Raw genomic sequence first — 16287 nt, 5'->3', positions numbered from 1 at the left:
TCGCCCGCCAAGCCCCAGAGTTTCATCCGCTGGCGGGTCGTCTTGCTGGCGTCTTCAGACGCGTCGCCCGGATGAGCGCGATGCGTGTCGCACGCCCACGCGGGCATTCCATCAAGAACAAACAACATCGATACGCGCGGGGACACACATCGTGGAGTCCGCGCATTGGTCTTTATATGTCTTTTGAAACGCTCGGCCTGTCGGCCGACATCTTGCGTGCGGTAGCCGATCTCGGTTACACGCAGCCGACCCCGATTCAACTGCAAGCGATTCCGGCCGTTCTGCAAGGCGGCGATCTTCTCGCCGGTGCACAGACCGGAACCGGTAAGACGGCAGGCTTCACGCTGCCTATCCTGCAAATGCTCTCGTCGCGTTCGCAACCGGCTGCCGCCAACGGCAAGCGTAAGGTGCGCGCTCTCGTGCTGACCCCCACGCGCGAGTTGGCCGCTCAGGTCGAAGAGAGCGTCACGCAATACGGTAAGTACCTGCGTCTGACCTCCATGACCGTGTTCGGCGGCGTGTCGATGGTGCCGCAGGTCAAGCAACTCGCACGCGGCGTCGACATCCTCGTTGCCACGCCGGGCCGTTTGCTCGACCACATGCAACAGAAGACGGTCGATCTGTCCGGCGTCGAAATTCTCGTGCTCGACGAAGCGGATCGCATGCTCGACATGGGCTTCATTCGCGATATCCGTCGTGTGCTGGCCGTGCTGCCCGCACAACGCCAGAACCTGCTCTTCTCGGCAACGTTCTCCGACGAAATCAAACAGTTGGCCGACGGCTTGCTTAAGTCGCCCGCGCTGATCGAAGTCGCGCGTCGCAACACTACGGCCGAGACCGTCGACCAGAAGATCTATCCGGTCGACCGCGATCGCAAACGCGAACTGCTCGAACACCTCGTGCGCGAGCACAACTGGTTTCAGGTGCTGGTCTTCACGCGCACCAAGCACGGTGCGAACCGTCTGGCCGAGCAACTGACGAAGGGCGGCATTCCCGCACTCGCCATTCACGGCAACAAGAGTCAGGGCGCACGCACGCGTGCGCTCGCCGAGTTCAAGAGCGGCACGCTGCAAGTGCTGGTCGCGACCGATATCGCTGCGCGCGGTATCGACATCGACCAACTGCCGCACGTCGTGAACTTCGATCTGCCGGAAGTGGCGGAAGACTACGTGCACCGCATCGGCCGTACGGGTCGTGCAGGCGCGAACGGTGAAGCCGTCTCCCTCGTGTGCGTGGACGAGCATCAACTGCTCCAGCAAATCGAGCGTCTCATCAAGCGAACCATCGACCGCGAAGTCATTCCGGGCTTTGAGCCGGATCCGCACGCCGTCGCACAGCCGATTCGCAAGAATCAGCAGGGTAACGGTCGTGGCGCAGGTGGCGGCGGTGGTCGTGGCGGCCGCAATGGCGGTGGCGACGACGCGCGTCAAAGCGTACGTGCGCCTCGCGAATCTCGTGACGGTGGCCGTGGCGCGCGCCAGAGCGGTGAAGCAAAGCCGCGTCGCGAGGGCGAACGCAGCGGCCGTCAGGGCGGGAATGGTGGCAATGGTGGCAATGGCGGGAACGGTGGTAATGCTGGCAACAGCATCAACGTCGCGCAGTCCGCCGGACGCCGCGAACAGGCACCGAAGCGTCCGGGCAATCCGGGTGACGCTCAGCGCGCACCCGCGCGCGCCGCACAAGGTGGCGGCAATGGGCGTCAGGGACAGAACGCACCGCGCACGCAGAACGGCAGCGGTGGCGGCGAGCGCGGCGACTTCGGCCAGCGCGGTCCGCGTCCGGCGCGCCGCGACGGCGCCGGTGGCGCGCTGCTGATGGGCAAACCGAAGCGCGATTAAGCGCTTCGCCGGAGGCATCGACGATGTGCACGCAGCTCAACATTCCGGTGAATTTGAGCTGCGGCATGGGTCTGAGAGATGCCGCCCGGCAGCTTCGGCATGCATGCTCCGGCACGCACGCGAACGAGCGCAAAGACGCGCCTTCGCGAGTGCTGTCAGGTGACTCAGGGTCAGCCCCGACGGGTGCGCTGCGCAAAATAAGTAAAATATTAACTTTTTGCGCCCGAGACTCTCATGATCGCCCGTGTCACCCGGCTGTTCCCCTTGTGGGCCTTGCTGCTGTCCGTTTTCGCTTTCTTCTCGCCGGGCAGTTTCACCGGCATTACGCCGCATGTCACGGCACTGCTCACCGTGGTGATGTTTGCGATGGGCGTCACGCTGACGTTCGACGACTTCAAGCGTGTATTCACCCGTCCCGCCCCCATCGTTGCGGGTGTGGTGCTGCACTATCTGGTGATGCCGCTGGCCGCCTGGATCATTGCACGCGTGCTTCACATGCCCCCCGATCTGACGGCAGGCATGGTGCTTGTTGGCAGCGTAGCGAGCGGCACGGCATCGAATGTCATGATCTATCTCGCCCGCGGCGACGTTGCGCTGTCGGTCACCATCAGTGCCATGTCGACCCTCGTCGGCGTGTTCGCGACGCCGCTGCTCACGCGCTTGTACGTCGATGCCTCGATTGCTGTGGACGTCGAGGGTATGTTGTTGTCGATTCTTCAGATCGTGGCGCTGCCGATTGGCGCGGGTCTGCTCATCAATCACTTCTTCGGCCGCGTGGTGCGTGCCATCGAAGGTGTTCTCCCGCTGGTCTCGATGGTGGCGATCGTGCTCATCATCGGCGCCGTCGTCGGGGCGAATCAGGGCAACATTGCCACGGTGGGTCCGCTGGTCATGGTGGGCGTGATTCTGCACAACGGACTGGGGCTGCTCGGCGGTTACTGGGGCGGTCGTCTACTGGGCTTCGACGAATCGATCTGCCGCACGCTGGCCATCGAAGTCGGTATGCAGAACTCGGGTCTGGCCGCCACGCTCGGCAAGGTCTACTTCACGCCGCTGGCGGCATTGCCGGGGGCACTGTTCTCCGTTTGGCACAACCTCTCGGGCTCGCTGCTCGCGGGTTACTGGCGCGGTCGCCCGACGGGCACAGCCAACGACAACCAGGCGACGGCAACGCGTCCGACGCACTGAGTTTCGCATCGAGTTTTCTGCGTGCCGCACACCGGTGTGTGCAGCGCGCAACGGGAGTCCGCACCGTCATCGCGGACATTTGCCTTTCCGTCTCTCATCGCCTACAACTTCGATATACCGTTCGCGGCGGTGAGAGAGTCTGTAGCACGGCGCCCGTCCGTGTTTCCCTTCCCCCGCTCGCCCACAGGGCGTATTCCGGCGTGACCAGCGCCGACAGTCCGCATTGCGCGTATGGCTTTGTTGCGCGATGTGCTGTCGTGGTCCGGCGTACGAGCGAGCGGTCTGGAGTGACTCAAGCATGTTGCGAAAGAATCCGCGCGGGGATTACCCCGTGGTGCACGAAACGTCGTTCGTCGATCCCACGGCCATTTTGTGCGGCCAGATCATCGTGGGTGAGAACGTCTTCATCGGACCTTATGCGGTGCTTCGCGCCGACGAGGTCGACGAAGACGGCAAGATGGAGCCGGTCGTGATCGGCGCAAATTCCAATATTCAGGACGGGGTCGTGATCCATTCGAAAGACGGCGCACGCGTGACTATCGGCGAGAACACGTCCATCGCCCATCGCTCCATCGTGCATGGACCTTGCGTGATCGGTAACAACGTCTTCATCGGTTTCAATTCGGTGCTGTTCAACTGCGTCGTGCACGACGGCGTGGTGGTGCGACACAACAGCGTGATCGACGGGCGAGATATTCCTGAAAACTTCTACATTCCCTCGACCACACATATCAGCCGCGAGACCGATCTCGCGACCATCCCGAAGGTCACTGTCGATGCGCGCGAGTTCTCCGAATCGGTGAGCCGCACGAATGTGCAGCTCGCGCGCGCCTATCGTCGGATTCAGAACGAGTTTTGACGATAGGTGGCGACTCGCCAGCATGTTGCTGGCGAGTGCGCGGTGGCCATGAACGTTTTGTTGGAGTCCGTCATGTCTTTGAGTGTCAACGGTATTGTCATCGACGCACGCCGCGTCGCCGATGAGATCGATCAGCATCGGGACGCGGCCGATCCGGAAGCGGCGGCGCAACGTGCACTCGTGAGTCGCGAGTTGCTGCGCCAGCGGGCGCGCGATCTGCGCCTGCTGGCTGAGGACGCCGGGGCGAGCGACGACGCGGTCGTCGACGCGCTCTTCACACGCGACGTGCAGGTGCGTCATCCCACGGAAGCTGAGTGCCGGACCTACTTTCACGATCACGCCGGGCAGTTCCGCGTGGGCGACAAAGTGCAGGCGAGTCACATCCTGTTTGCCTTGTCGGCAGGCGTGCCGCTCTCCAGCACGCTGGGGCGCGCGCAGTCTGCGCTCGATGCCGTGCTCGCTGAGCCGACGTCGTTCGAAACCGTCGCGCAGGCGATGTCGGATTGTCCGTCGGGACGCAGTGGCGGCAGCCTCGGCATGCTCGCACGTGGCAGCGGCGCGCCGGAGTTCGAACTGGTGCTGTTCTGCGGCGACCGGCTGGGAGTGTTGCCGCGGCTGGTCAATACGCGTTACGGATTTCATGTCCTGCGTATCGAGCGTCGCGTGAAAGGCCGCATGCCGCCGTTCGAGCGCGTGGCCGACCGTATTGCCGCGCAGTTGTACGAGCAGGCGCGTGCGCGTGCGCTACGTCACTACGTGGCGTTGCTCGCAGACGCCGCCGAGATCAGCGGTGCGAACGACGAGAACAAAATGCAGGATTGGAACGAGGGTGAAGGACCGACACGCATGCAGTAATCGGCGCGGCATTAGGCGCATTACGCGCGTTAGGCGCAATGCATGCAAAAGGGCGCTGCCCGAGCTGACTTCGCGAACGAAGCAGCTCGGGCAGCGCCCTTTTTTGACGTCCTCCGTCGTCGTCAGCCGACGATCAGTTCGAGCGTGAGCGTGTCGAGCGTGAACGAACCGTCGTCCTGAATCTTGAAGTGCTGTCGTACGCCGTCCGCCATCGCCGTTTGCAGGGCGCGGATGGCCACTTGCATCGGTTCAGGCGTGCGCATGCGTGTCGTCCACGTCTTGAAGTCGAGGTCGAGCGTGCGCGGGGTGAGCGATGCCACCGAGAAGCCCGCGCCTGCCGCCATCGTCAGCCATTCGCCCGACGTGTAGTCGCGCACGTGTGAGGTGTCGCGCAGCACTTCCACCGCTTGCAGGTAGGTGTCGAACAACGGCTGTCCGCTGGAGGCGACATCGCAGATCACGACGCGGCCGCCCGGCTTGAGCACGCGGCGCATCTCGCGTAGTGCCGCACCGACGTCCGCCCAATGGTGCGCGCTGTAGCGGCTGAAAACGAGATCGAACGACGCGTCGGCGAACGGCAGCGATTCCGCTGCGCCGAGTTGCGTGTCGACGTTCGTCAGCCCGCGCTTGGCCGCTTCGCCCGCAACGACGCCGAGCATGTCCGCCGAGAGGTCATACGCCACGACACGGGCGACGTGCGGCGCGGTGAAGAAGCTCACGTGACCTGCGCCGCAACCCAGATCGAGGACTTGCGCATTCGGGTGCGCGCGGGCAATCGCGGCGAGTTGCTCCAGATCGGCGCCTTGCGCATGGTTGGCGCTCGTCAGATAGGCCGATGCCTGAGGGCCGAACTGGCCGGTGACGACGGCATTGTGCGCCTCATGCGAGGGGGTGGCTTTGGACCGGTGGGTGTCGCTCATGTTGCTCACGGGGAGTCTCCTTCGTCTGTGGGGCGGGGTGCAATCTGTCGCGTCTTGCTCGGCATGTTCCGTGTATTCCGTATGTACGGGGGGGCTTGCGCGACATCGATGGGTCTCACGATAATGGCTCACCGATACCGGTACAAGTTGCCTGTTTATCCTGGTATGAAAACTACCCCCATGCCCGCACCTTCCTCGCCTTCGGCCGAGCATACGCCGACTTCGCCCCACAACGACGATGCTCGCCAGCGTCGGGCGCTCGGTGACTTTCTGCGTGCCCATCGCGAACGACTGACGCCTGCCGCCGTCGGTCTTCCACCGATGGGCCGACGTCGCACGCCGGGGCTGCGCCGTGAGGAGGTCGCACAGTTATGCGGCTTGTCGTCGACCTGGTACACGTGGATCGAGCAGGCGAGGGAGGTATCGATCTCGGCGGGGGCACTGGCGGCTGTGGCGAGCGCGCTGCGGCTCTCGCGCGCCGAGCGGGCCTATCTGTTCGACCTCGCGGGCAAACGCGATCCGGAGCGGGGCGCAGCACCGCTGCCGCATCATGCGACGGCGCAAGTGCAAGCGGCGGTGGCGGCGGTGGCCGCACCTGCCTACGCGCTGGACCGCTGTTGGGATGTGCTCGCCTGGAACGCGGCGGCGGCCGACATCTTTCGTGGCTGGCTCGATGCGCCGGGCGTGTCAGGCGGTGCAGGGGCTGCTGGCACGAAGAACCTGCTGCGCTACATCTTCCTCGACGCGGGCGCGCGCACGTTGATTCAGGATTGGGAAAGCCGTGCGCGGCGCGTCGTTGCCGAGTTTCGTGCGGAGTGCAGCGCGTATCTGGACGACACGCCGGTGCGCGCGCTGACCGATGCGCTGCAACGGGAGAGCCCCGTGTTTGCGGCGCTGTGGTCGCAGCAGGACGTGGTGGAGCGCGAAGGCGGACGGCGTGGTTTCCATCACCCCGAGCGCGGTGACATCGATTTCGCGCAGGTGACGTTCCGGCTGTCGGGGCACGACGACGTCAAGTTGGTGATGTTGCTGGCGTGAGCCGCGACGCCGAAAGGCCGAGTCGACGCGTCGCCAATGCGTTGCTTAACCCGCCGGACGCAGCCACTGCACGAGCAGCGTGGCGGTCGCCATGCCGAGCAGCGTCATGACGAGCGAGCCGCCCACATGCACGACGACGACGAGCGACGCCCAGCCGATCTGGCCTTCGCGTAGCAACGTGGTGACTTCGGCGGAAAACGTCGAGAACGTGGTGAGGCCGCCGAGAAACCCGGTGACGACGAACAGCCGCCACTCGACGGGGATCGACGGAATGTAGCTGAACAGCGCAACGGCGATGCCGATGAGATAGCCGCCGCCGAGATTGGCGGTGAGGGTGCCGAGGGGAAGCGTCGGCAGGATGGCGTTGAGTTGCACGCTCAGTACCCAGCGCAGCAGCGCGCCGAGGGCAGCGCCAATGCTGATGGCGACGACCGAAGCCAGCATGTGTGATTCCTCCCGACCATCCCACAGAAAAAAAAACGGCCAGCTGTTTCGAGCTGACCGTCCTCGCCTCTCAAGCGAATACTGCGTGCGATGCCACTGACATGGCCAAAGGACTTAGTCCTTCGGGAACGACGTGGCGCCGCCGTGCGCGCCCGACCACTCGGCCGGTGCGTGCAGGAATTTCTCGACTTCGTCGAGCGTCTTCGTGTCGAAGTGGTTCTGCTGCTTCGCGACACGCAACACGTCCCACCACGTGGCGAGCGAGTGCAGCTCCACGTCGATGTCCTTCAGCACCTGACGGCTTTCCGGGAAGATGTCGTAGTGGAACACCACGAACACGTGGTTCACCTTCGCACCGGCTTCGCGCAGCGCCTTGCAGAAGTTGATCTTGCTGCGGCCGTCGGTCGTCAGATCTTCGACGAGCAGCACGCGCGAGCCTTCCGGCAGGTCGCCTTCGATCTGCGCATTGCGGCCGAAACCCTTCGGCTTTTTGCGGACGTACTGCATCGGCAGCATCAGCTTGTCGGCGATCCAGGCAGCGAACGGAATGCCTGCGGTTTCACCGCCAGCGACTGTGTCGAACTGCTCGCAGCCCACGTCCTGAATGATGACGGCCTCTGCGAAGTCCATCAGCGTACGGCGCACGCGCGGGTACGAGATCAGCTTGCGGCAGTCGGTGTAGACCGGGCTGGCCCAGCCCGAGGTGAAGATGTACGGCTTCTCGGCGTTGAAATGCACCGCGCCCACTTCGAGCAGGATCTTGGCGGTGATGTCGGAAATCGCCTGGCGGTCGATGCCAATCATGATGCGGTTCCTTAGCATAGCTGCCCGCCACGCGGCGTGCAGCCAGGAGTCGTTGATGAGTCAGCGGTGTGCCGCGCCCGATACCGCGCAAAACACGCTACGCAGATGAACAGCTTACTGCGGCGGGACACCGTCTGAGGCAGCGGGCGGCGCGTCTTGCGACGAACGGCCTGCGCTTAAACGCGAATTATGCCACAAGTTTCAGCAAATGCGAGGTCAATTATGCACTGAGCGTACATTCGTCGACGCACTAGTACGCACAGTGTGCGCGCACGGCGCATATGAGAAAGCGTCTCCGACAGATGTGTCCAAAAAAAGAGACAGTTGCCGAGCCTTTATGACAGGCATACACTCTCGCCGAAAATCAGACCCGTCCAGACCATTCCCATGCCCAACGATTCCTCGCCTTCCCTTGCCGCACCGGCCTCCGCCGTCGCGAAGCATGACACCGCTTACGCGAACCGCGCCCTGTGGGCTTCGGCCATCGGCTACGCCATGGACGGCTTCGATCTGCTGATCCTCGGCTTCATCCTCCCCGCCATCGCGGCCGATCTGGCGCTTTCCAGCGCGCAGTCCGGCGCGCTCGTGACGTGGACGCTCATCGGTGCGGTCGTCGGCGGCATCGTCTTCGGCATGCTTTCGGACCGCTACGGCCGCGTGCGCGTGCTCTCGTGGACGATTTTGCTGTTTGCGGTGTTCACCGGTCTGTGCTCGCTCGCGCAGGGCTACTGGGATCTGCTGGCGTACCGAACCATCGCCGGTATCGGTCTGGGCGGCGAGTTCGGCATCGGCATGGCGCTGGCGGCGGAAGCCTGCGCGCCGGAACGCCGTGCGCGCGCGTCGTCGTTCGTCGGTCTGGGCTGGCAGGCCGGGGTGCTGGCTGCCGCACTCCTCACGCCGCTGCTGCTGCCGGTCATCGGCTGGCGCGGCATGTTCGCCGTCGGTTTGCTGCCTGCGGTGGTGTCGTTCGTCATGCGTCGCACGCTGGGCGAGCCGGAGATGTTCCTCGCCCAACAGCAACAGCCGCGCGAACATGCGCCGCTCAAGCTGCTGGTGAAAGATGGTGCGACCACGCGCGCGAGCCTCGGCGTGGCGATCCTGTGTTCGGTGCAGAACTTCGGCTACTACGGCCTGATGATCTGGATGCCGTCGTATCTGTCGAAGACGTTCGGCTATTCGCTCACCAAGTCGGCCATGTGGACGGCTGTGACCGTGCTGGGCATGGCGTTCGGCATCTGGCTGTTCGGCCGTCTGGCCGATCGGTTCGGGCGTCGTCCGACGTTCATCGGCTATCAGATCGGCGCGGTCGTGATGGTGTTCGTCTACGCACAGCTTCAGTCCCAGTTCGCGCTGCTGATCGGCGGCGCGGTGATGGGCATGTTCGTGAACGGCATGATCGGTGGCTACGGCGCGCTGATTTCGGAGCTGTATCCGACGGCAGCGCGCGCCACGGCGCAAAACGTGCTGTTCAACATCGGCCGTGCGGTCGGCGGCTTCGGCCCGCTGACGGTCGGTGCGCTGGCGGCGGCGTACTCGTTCAAGATGGCGCTTGTGTTCCTTGCGGGCATCTATGTGCTCGACATTCTCGCGACGCTGTTCCTGATTCCGGAGCGTCGCGGCGAAGCGCTGCTGTAAGGCGCTCCGGCAGGCGATATTTCGTTCCCAGCCGCACGCCAGCCTTGCTGTGCGTGCGGCATCACGCTTGCGGCGCAAGGTGTACACTTTGCGTCCTGCGGTGAGCACCGGCCACCGCAAGTCCCACGGTCCGACGCGCGCGAGCGCGGTATTCAGGATCGGGGAAGCGATGGTCATCACGCCATTGCGCTGCGAAGAACCCCCGTCGACGACACAATCGCCGAATCCCTCCGGTTGGCTCTTCCCCCCGCCGTGATCCGTCAAAAGACGGCTGAGTCCAGACGCTGCCCGCATGCGGCACAGGCCCGGCCGTCGCCCAGTTCTTAGGTATCGAGATATGGATGAACAACTGAAACAAAGCGCCCTGGCGTACCACGAGAACCCGCGTCCGGGCAAAATCTCGGTGACGCCGACCAAGCCGCTGTCGAACCAGATCGATCTGTCGCTGGCTTACTCCCCCGGCGTCGCTTACGCCTGTGAAGCCATTGCGGAAGACCCCCTCGCCGCCAATCGCTACACGTCGCGCAGCAACCTCGTGGGCGTGATTACCAACGGTACGGCCGTGCTGGGTCTGGGCAACATCGGCCCGCTCGCCGCCAAGCCGGTCATGGAAGGCAAGGGCTGCCTGTTCAAGAAGTTCGCCGGTATCGACGTGTTCGACATCGAACTCGCCGAGCACGACCCGGACAAGCTGGTCGAAGCCATCGCCATGCTGGAGCCGACGCTGGGCGGCATCAACCTCGAAGACATCAAGGCGCCGGAGTGCTTCTACATCGAGAAGAAGCTGCGTGAGCGCATGAAGATTCCGGTCTTCCACGACGATCAGCACGGCACCGCCATCATCGCTTCGGCCGCTATCCTCAACGGCCTGAAGGTCGTCGGCAAGGACATCGCGAAGGTCAAGCTGGTTTGCTCGGGCGCAGGCGCTGCCGCCATCGCCTGTCTGGATCTGCTGGTGAACCTCGGCCTCAAGAAAGAGAACATTCTCGTTCTCGACTCGAAGGGCGTGATCCACACGGGTCGCGACAAGCTCGACGAGAGCAAGGCGCGTTATGCCGTGGCGACCGAAGCCCGTACGCTGGCCGACGCCAGCAACGGCGCAGACGTGTTCCTCGGCTGCTCGACCGCCGGCGTGCTGAGCGCCGACATGGTCAAGACGATGGGCACGAAGCCGCTGATTCTCGCGCTCGCCAACCCGGAGCCGGAAATCCGCCCGGAAATCGCCAAGGCTGCGCGTCCGGACTGCATCATCGCTACGGGCCGTTCGGACTACCCGAACCAGGTCAACAACGTGCTGTGCTTCCCGTTCATCTTCCGTGGCGCGCTCGACGTGGGTGCCACCACCATTACGGAAGAGATGAAGCTCGCCACCGTGCGTGCCATCGCCGAACTGGCGCAGGAAGAAGAGCAAAGCGAAGAAGTCGCGCGTGCCTATGAAGGCCAGTCGCTCGAATTCGGTCCGGAATACATCATTCCGAAGCCGTTCGATCCGCGTCTGATTATCAAGATCGCCCCGGCCGTGGCGCAAGCTGCAATGGATTCGGGGGTGGCCACGCGTCCGATCAAGGACATGGACGCCTACCGCGAACAACTCGGCACGACCGTGTATCGCACCGGTTTCATCATGCGTCCGGTGTTCGCTGCCGCGCGTGCCCGCTTCGGTAACGACGCTGCCCGCATCGTATTCGCCGAAGGCGAAGACGAGCGCGTGCTGCGCGCTGCGCAGTTCGTGCTGGCCGAGCGTATCGCCAAGCCGATCATCATCGGTCGTCCGGCCGTGGTGGAAATGCGTTTGCAGAAGATCGGCTCGAAGCTCAAGCCGGGTGTCGACTTCGAGATCGTGAATCCGGAAGACGACGCGCGCTATCAGCGCTGCTGGCAGGCGTATCACAACCTTGGCGCACGCCACGGTGTGACGCCGGAAGTCGCCAAGGCCGCCATGCGTAAGGACAACACCCTGATCGGTGCGATCCTCGTGCATCTGGGCGAAGCCGACGGCATGGTCTGCGGCATGATCGATACGTACCACCGCCATCTGGATGTGGTCGATCAGGTGCTGGGCCGTGCAGCGGGCGTCGAGAACTACGCGGCGATGAACCTGCTGATGCTGGAGAACCGCAACCTGTTCATCAGCGACACGTACGTGAACGAAGTGCCGACGTCGGAACAGCTCGCCGAAATGACCGTGCTGGCCGCGAAGGAAATCGAGCGCTTCGGCATCGCCCCGAAGGTGGCGCTGCTCTCGAACTCGAACTTCGGCAGCGTGAAGTCGGCATCGGCTCAGCGCATGGCTCGCGCCGCCGAATTGCTGGCCGCACGTGCCCCGTCGCTGGAAGTGGACGGCGAAATGCACGGCGACGCCGCGCTGTCGGAGACGATCCGTCGCGCTGCTTACCCGGCATCGCGTCTGTCGGGCGAAGCGAACCTGCTCGTCATGCCGAACGTGGAAGCGGCCAACATCACGTACAACCTGCTCAAGATGACGGGCGGCGAAGGTGTGACGGTGGGTCCGTTCCTGCTGGGCTGCGCCAAGCCGGTTCACATCCTGACGCCCGCCGCGACCGTGCGCCGCATCATCAACATGACGGCCGTCGCTGCGGCGAACGTCACGCGTTGATGCTGGGCTGATGGAGGCATCCGCCGGTGGATCACCGGTGAACGTCACCGTCGGACACGCATAAAAAAATCCCGCCAGTCGCTTACGCGCTGGCGGGATTTTTTATGGAACAGCCGTCGTCAGTGTCGACGAATCAGGCGGCGACGCGATGCGAATCGCCGTCACGGAACTGCGTGAGCAACTTCGTCCACTTGATGCGCGTGGCCGCAAGGTTTTGCTCCTTCACGTGACCGTAACCGCGAATCTCCTGCGGCAGCTCCGCGAGTTGCACGGCCAGCGAGACGTTGTGCTCGTTCAGACGCGACAGCAGTTCGTTCACCAGCACCTCGTATTCGCCGATCAGCGCACGCTCGGTGCGACGCTCTTCCGTCCGACCGAAGATATCGAACGCACCGCCGCGCAGGCCCTTGAACTTCGCCAGCACGCCGAACGCCTTCATCATCCACGGACCGTACGCCTTCTTCACGAGATGGCCCTTGTCGTCATGCTTGGCGAGCGACGGCGGGGCGAGATGGAAGCGCAGCGAGAAGTCGCCTTCGAACTGCTCGTTGAGCTTCTTCATGAACGCCGGGTCGGTGTACAGACGCGCGACTTCGTACTCGTCCTTGTAGGCCATGAGCTTGTGCAGCGCACGGGCGACGGCTTCGGTCAGCGGCATTTGCGAGCTCTCGTTCGGCAGGGCCGACTCAGCAGCACGCACACGATCCACCGTCTGCTTGAAGCGCTCTGCGTAAGCGCGATCCTGATACGCGACGAGCTGGTAGTAGCGACGCTGAATCAGCAAGTCGAGCGCGCGCGGCGAATGCAGCGTGATCAGCTTGCCGCCGGTGGCCGACGACTCGGGCGCTTCACCTTGCTGCGCGAGCTTGCGCACCGTGGCGAGGTCGTGTGCGGCGCGACGTCCCCACTCGAACGCCTGCTTGTTCTTCTCGATGGCGACGCCGTTCAGTTCGATGGCGCGCGTGAGTGCTGCGTACGAAAGCGGCACCCAACCCTTTTGCCACGCGTAGCCCAGCACGAACGGGTTCGTGTAGATCGTGTCGCCGAGCAGTCGCAGCGAGAGATGGTTCGCGTCGACGAAATCGACGTTCTCGCCAGCCGCTGCACGAATGTCGTTCTCCGTGCTTGCGCCGGGGAAGCGCCAGTTCGGGTTGCGGATGAACTCGGCCGTCGGCGTGTGCGCGCTGTTCACGACGATGTTCGTCACGCCGTGCTGCACGCGCGAGAGCGTGTCGTCGCTGGCGGTCGTGATGGCGTCGCAGCCGATCACCACGCGCGCGTCGCCCATGGCGATACGCGTGGCGTGAATGTCTTCGGGCTGTTGCGCAATCTGCACGTGGCTCGTCACTGCGCCACCCTTCTGGGCGAGACCGGTCACGTCGAGCGTCGTGACGCCCTTGTTCTCCAGGTGCGCCGCCATGCCGAGCAGGCCACCGATCGTCACCACGCCCGTGCCGCCCACACCCGTCACGAGAATGCCGTACGGACGCGCAATCGTCGGCAGTGCCGGTTCCGGCAACGGCGGCAGACCGCTGCTGTCGACCTGTGCCGTCTTGGGCTTACGGAGCTGGCCGCCTTCTACCGTCACGAAGCTCGGGCAGAAGCCGTTCAGGCACGAGAAGTCCTTATTGCAAGTCGACTGGTTGATCTGACGCTTCGTGCCGAATTCCGTCTCCAGCGGCTCCACCGACAGACAGTTCGACTTCACCGAACAGTCGCCGCAGCCTTCGCAGACCGACTCGTTGATGACCACACGCTTGGCCGGATCGGGATACGCACCGCGTTTGCGGCGGCGGCGCTTCTCGGTGGCGCACGTCTGGTCGTAAATCAGAATCGACGTGCCCTTCACCAGACGCAATTCGCGCTGTACACGGTCGAGTTCGCTGCGGTGATAGACGGGGATGTCGCCCACCAGCTTCACGCCGTCGTACTTCTCCGGTTCGTCCGTCACGATGACAATCTTTGCCGCACCTTCGGCATCGACCTGCGCCACGATCTGCGGCACGGTAAGCGTGCCGTCGACCGGCTGGCCGCCGGTCATCGCGACCGCATCGTTGTACAGAATCTTGTAGGTGATGTTGACCTTCGACGAGATCGCTGCCCGAATCGCCAGCAGACCCGAGTGGAAGTAGGTGCCGTCGCCGAGGTTCGCGAAGATGTGTTCGTCGCACGAGAAGGGCGCCTGACCGATCCAGGGCACGCCTTCGCCGCCCATTTGCGAGAAGGTGTCCGTCTTGCGGTCCATCCACACGGTCATGTAGTGGCAGCCGATGCCTGCGATGGCGCGCGACCCTTCGGGCACGTTGGTCGACGTGTTGTGCGGGCAACCGGAGCAGAACCACGGCTTACGCTCCACGGCGATGCGCGGCTTGGCCAGCGCCTGTTCCTTCGCTTCGATTACACGCAGACGCGTGGCGATGCGCTCGCGCACGTCGCTCGGCAACTCGAACTTTTCCAGACGCGTGGCAATGGCTTTCGCGATGAGCGCGGGCGAGAGTTCGTAATGTGCGGGCAACAGCCAGTTGGCCATCGGCACCGACCATTCGCCACCGGCACCGTCCTTTTCGTCGAACTTGCCGTACACGCGCGGACGCACGTCATCGCGCCAGTTGTACAGCTCTTCCTTGATTTGGTATTCGAGGATCTGACGCTTTTCCTCGACCACCAGAATTTCCTGAAGTCCTTGTGCGAACGCGCGCGCTCCTTGCGCTTCGAGCGGCCACACACAGCCCACTTTGTACAGACGGATGCCGATGCGCTGGCACGTGGCGTCGTCCAGACCGAGGTCGGCGAGTGCCTGACACACGTCGAGATACGCCTTGCCGCCCGTCATGATGCCGAAGCGCGCGTTGGGCGAGTCGACCGTTACGCGATCGAGCTTGTTGGCGCGGATGTAGGCGAGGGCGGCGTACCACTTGTAGTCGATCATCCGCGCTTCCTGCACCAGCGGCGGATCGGGCCAGCGGATGTTCAGGCCGTCGGGCGGCATGATGAAATCGTTCGGCAGGCGGATGTCGACGTTGTGCGGATCGATCATCACCGAGGCCGACGATTCGACCACGTCCGTCACGCACTTCATGGCGACCCACAGTCCGGAGTAGCGGCTCATCGCCCAGCCATGCAGGCCGTAGTCGAGATACTCCTGCACGTTCGACGGGAACAGCACCGGAATGCCGGCCGCCTTGAAGACGTGTTCGGACTGGTGCGCGAGCGTGGAGGATTTGGCGGCGTGGTCGTCGCCTGCGAGCACCAGCACACCGCCGTGCTTCGACGAGCCGGCCGAGTTGCCGTGCTTGAGTACGTCCATCGACCGGTCGACGCCCGGGCCCTTGCCGTACCACATGGAGAACACGCCATCGAACTTGGCGGGATACAGATTGACCTGCTGCGAGCCCCACACGGCCGTGGCCGCGAGGTCTTCGTTCAGACCCGGCTGGAAGACGATGTTATGACCGGCGAGGTGCTGCTTCGCTTTCCAGAGCGAGAGGTCGAGACCGCCCAGCGGCGAGCCGCGATAGCCCGAGATGAAACCTGCGGTATTGAGCCCGGCAGCGGCGTCGCGCGCCTGCTGCAACATCGGTAGTCGAACCAGGGCCTGGATGCCGCTCATGTAAGCGCGACCGCGCTCGAGCGTGTATTTGTCGTCGAGCGTGACCGATTCTAGTGCGGCCAGCAAGCTCGGATTGACGGGGGCGTTCATGGGGTGTGCTCCTCACTCTCACTGATTTTGGGATCGCCAAAACTTCCTGCCCCTCCCGCTCTCGTGAAGCAGGACGGCAGCGTGAATGCCGGCCTTTTGATTTTGCGCTTCCGAGGGCTCACATTCGTGATGTCACTCGTCGGGCGGGGCCTTTTTTCGTGATGCTGATGCCAGTCGGACTCATGGTAGCACCGGTGTCATGCCATTGCCTGACGGCGGATGACGTTGGCGGCGACGTTCCATGGGTTGCCGATCGACGGCAGTATAACGAGGATTATGACGTTTACGTAAACGTAAGACGCATGGCGTAAACCCTGTCTGGTCTTCCGGCCGGACACCCCCCATATAAGCGACAGGTGCGGCATTGAGCCGCTTCCGTGCTTTAGGAA

Annotated in this window: 11 protein-coding genes; 7 read left to right on the top strand and 4 right to left on the bottom strand. The window is 63.7% G+C overall.

Annotated elements, in window-relative coordinates:
- Positions 1-176 precede the first annotated feature (176 nt).
- From PCO31010_RS06500 to PCO31010_RS06485, 4 genes are all read left to right on the top strand, one after another.
- Positions 177-1838, top strand: a complete 1662-nt coding sequence (locus PCO31010_RS06500; RefSeq protein ID WP_150663568.1) for a DEAD/DEAH box helicase — start codon at positions 177-179, stop codon at positions 1836-1838.
- Positions 1839-2072: 234 nt separating this feature from the next.
- Positions 2073-3026 carry a ketopantoate/pantoate/pantothenate transporter PanS gene (gene panS, locus PCO31010_RS06495; protein ID WP_150663567.1) on the top strand — a complete coding sequence of 318 codons (954 nt, stop codon included), beginning with the start codon at positions 2073-2075 and terminating at the stop codon, positions 3024-3026.
- A 298-nt stretch (positions 3027-3324) separates the two neighbouring features.
- Positions 3325-3885, top strand: a complete 561-nt coding sequence (locus PCO31010_RS06490; protein ID WP_039393831.1) for a DapH/DapD/GlmU-related protein — start codon at positions 3325-3327, stop codon at positions 3883-3885.
- A 72-nt stretch (positions 3886-3957) separates the two neighbouring features.
- Positions 3958-4740, top strand: a complete 783-nt coding sequence (locus PCO31010_RS06485; RefSeq protein WP_373275340.1) for a peptidylprolyl isomerase — start codon at positions 3958-3960, stop codon at positions 4738-4740.
- A 122-nt stretch (positions 4741-4862) separates the two neighbouring features.
- On the opposite strand, the gene PCO31010_RS06480 is transcribed toward PCO31010_RS06485, so the two are convergent.
- On the bottom strand, positions 4863-5660 hold the full coding sequence (locus PCO31010_RS06480; protein WP_150664157.1) for a class I SAM-dependent methyltransferase: 798 nt from the start codon (positions 5658-5660) through the stop codon (positions 4863-4865).
- Positions 5661-5840: 180 nt separating this feature from the next.
- Between PCO31010_RS06480 and PCO31010_RS06475 the strand changes: the two genes are divergently transcribed.
- The gene (locus PCO31010_RS06475) at positions 5841-6698 is read left to right on the top strand and encodes a helix-turn-helix transcriptional regulator (protein WP_150663565.1); all 858 of its coding nucleotides are present in this window, start codon (positions 5841-5843) and stop codon (positions 6696-6698) included.
- Positions 6699-6743: 45 nt separating this feature from the next.
- Here PCO31010_RS06475 and crcB read toward each other — a convergent pair whose 3' ends face one another.
- Entirely contained in the window at positions 6744-7142 is a 399-nt protein-coding gene (crcB, locus tag PCO31010_RS06470) for a fluoride efflux transporter CrcB (RefSeq protein ID WP_150663564.1), read from the bottom strand.
- Positions 7143-7256: 114 nt separating this feature from the next.
- Positions 7257-7946: an orotate phosphoribosyltransferase gene (locus PCO31010_RS06465; RefSeq protein WP_039393823.1), complete on the bottom strand. Its 690-nt coding sequence runs from the start codon at positions 7944-7946 to the stop codon at positions 7257-7259.
- A gap of 387 nt (positions 7947-8333) precedes the next feature.
- Here PCO31010_RS06465 and PCO31010_RS06460 point away from each other — a divergent pair, with 387 nt between their 5' ends.
- Together PCO31010_RS06460 and PCO31010_RS06455 are read left to right on the top strand one after the other, a co-directional pair.
- Positions 8334-9581: an MFS transporter gene (locus PCO31010_RS06460; RefSeq protein ID WP_150663563.1), complete on the top strand. Its 1248-nt coding sequence runs from the start codon at positions 8334-8336 to the stop codon at positions 9579-9581.
- 337 nt (positions 9582-9918) lie between these two features.
- Complete coding sequence (locus tag PCO31010_RS06455) at positions 9919-12198, top strand: NADP-dependent malic enzyme (protein ID WP_150663562.1); 2280 nt, start codon at positions 9919-9921, stop codon at positions 12196-12198.
- Positions 12199-12331: 133 nt separating this feature from the next.
- Here the strand turns inward: PCO31010_RS06455 and PCO31010_RS06450 are convergent, their stop codons facing one another.
- Entirely contained in the window at positions 12332-15898 is a 3567-nt protein-coding gene (locus tag PCO31010_RS06450) for an indolepyruvate ferredoxin oxidoreductase family protein (RefSeq protein WP_150663561.1), read from the bottom strand.
- Positions 15899-16287 lie beyond the last annotated feature (389 nt).

It is taken from the genome of Pandoraea commovens, assembly GCF_902459615.1.
Classification (GTDB): Bacteria; Pseudomonadota; Gammaproteobacteria; order Burkholderiales; family Burkholderiaceae; genus Pandoraea; species Pandoraea commovens.
The sequence above is the reverse complement of the archived record's forward strand: the minus strand, read 5'-3'. Positions and strand labels throughout refer to the sequence as shown.

Coding starts and splice junctions, on each gene's coding strand:
- PCO31010_RS06465 (WP_039393823.1), bottom strand. CDS start 7,946: ATGATTGGCATCGACCGCCAGGCGATTTCCGACATCACCGCCAAGATC.
- PCO31010_RS06490 (WP_039393831.1), top strand. CDS start 3,325: ATGTTGCGAAAGAATCCGCGCGGGGATTACCCCGTGGTGCACGAAACG.
- crcB (WP_150663564.1), bottom strand. CDS start 7,142: ATGCTGGCTTCGGTCGTCGCCATCAGCATTGGCGCTGCCCTCGGCGCG.
- panS (WP_150663567.1), top strand. CDS start 2,073: ATGATCGCCCGTGTCACCCGGCTGTTCCCCTTGTGGGCCTTGCTGCTG.
- PCO31010_RS06460 (WP_150663563.1), top strand. CDS start 8,334: ATGCCCAACGATTCCTCGCCTTCCCTTGCCGCACCGGCCTCCGCCGTC.
- PCO31010_RS06500 (WP_150663568.1), top strand. CDS start 177: ATGTCTTTTGAAACGCTCGGCCTGTCGGCCGACATCTTGCGTGCGGTA.
- PCO31010_RS06475 (WP_150663565.1), top strand. CDS start 5,841: ATGCCCGCACCTTCCTCGCCTTCGGCCGAGCATACGCCGACTTCGCCC.
- PCO31010_RS06485 (WP_373275340.1), top strand. CDS start 3,958: ATGTCTTTGAGTGTCAACGGTATTGTCATCGACGCACGCCGCGTCGCC.
- PCO31010_RS06450 (WP_150663561.1), bottom strand. CDS start 15,898: ATGAACGCCCCCGTCAATCCGAGCTTGCTGGCCGCACTAGAATCGGTC.
- PCO31010_RS06455 (WP_150663562.1), top strand. CDS start 9,919: ATGGATGAACAACTGAAACAAAGCGCCCTGGCGTACCACGAGAACCCG.
- PCO31010_RS06480 (WP_150664157.1), bottom strand. CDS start 5,660: ATGAGCGACACCCACCGGTCCAAAGCCACCCCCTCGCATGAGGCGCAC.